The 1147-nt window shown below is 65.0% G+C and carries 2 protein-coding genes; both read left to right on the top strand.

What is annotated here, in order from left to right:
• The coding region (locus tag TSO5_RS31875) for a CoA transferase (protein WP_199231081.1) at positions 1-576 on the top strand (576 nt) is incomplete at its 5' end.
• Between the two features lie 299 nt (positions 577-875).
• A partial coding sequence (locus tag TSO5_RS31865; RefSeq protein ID WP_199231080.1) for an ATP-grasp domain-containing protein occupies positions 876-1147 on the top strand: 272 nt, incomplete at its 3' end.

Below are 1147 nucleotides of genomic sequence, written 5' to 3'. Positions count from 1 at the left end.
GGCGACACGGTGCCGCGCGCCGGCAACGCCTCGGGCGGTGGCCAGCCGGGCTGGATCCTGAAGTGCAAGGGCTGGGAGACCGATCCCAACGCCTACATCTACTTCATCGCCCAGGCTCCGGTTTGGAAGTCAATCTGCAGGGTCATCGGCAAGGAAGAGTGGATCACCGATCCCGACTACGCCACCCCGGTGGCCCGCCTGCCGCGCCTGATGAGCATCTTCGCGACCATCGAGGAATGGACCAAGACCCTGACCAAGTTCGAGGTCATGGACATCCTCAACAAGTACGACATTCCCTGCGGCCCGATCCTGTCGATGAAGGAAATCGCCGAGGACAAGTCGCTCTACGAGACCGGCACGCTGGTCGAGGTGGAGCATCCGACCCGCGGCAGCTACCTGACGGTCGGCAACCCGATCAAGCTGTCCGACAGCCCGACGGAGGTCACCCGCTCTCCGCTGCTGGGCGAGCACACCGACGAAATCCTGCGTGACGTCCTGGGTTTCGGCGAGCGTGAGATCGTTGAAATCCGCGACAGCGGCGCCATCGGCGCCGTGGAGCGGCTGGCGGCGGAGTAGGTTCACGCTTCGATGCCCCCTCCCTAACCCTCCCCCGCTTCGCGGGAGAGGGGACTGCCGCCGCCCTGGTGCTTACTCCCTCCCCCGCGAAGCGGGGGAGGGTCGGGGAGGGGGCAAAACACTGCACAAATAGTGCCTTCAAATATTCGACCGCGCCTCCCTCTCCCCGACCGTCCCCTTCCCGGTCGCCTGAGAGCCGAAGCCCGGATTTTTTAAAATTCCGCCGCCCGTCAGCCGAAGAATTTCCGGCTCCCCGCGGCATCCAAAAGACCACTCCCGACAGGGTTGAGACGAAAACCATGAACATTCACGAATATCAGGCCAAGGATCTGCTGCGGGGGTACGGCGTCGCCGTTCCGCGCGGTGGCGTGGCCTTCACCCCGGAAGAGGCTGAATCGGTCGCTCGCGAACTGGGCGGTCCGGTCTGGGTGGTGAAGTCGCAGATCCATGCCGGCGGCCGCGGTGCCGGCCGGTTCCAGGACAACCCGGCCGGCAAGGGCGGCGTCCGCGTCGTCAAGTCGATCGAGGACGTCGGCAAGAACGCCGCCGAGATGCTGAACCACGTTCTCGT

The sequence above is a fragment of the Azospirillum sp. TSO5 genome, from assembly GCF_003116065.1.
Taxonomy (GTDB): Bacteria; Pseudomonadota; Alphaproteobacteria; order Azospirillales; family Azospirillaceae; genus Azospirillum.
This window is presented reverse-complemented; position numbering and strand designations above follow the sequence as displayed.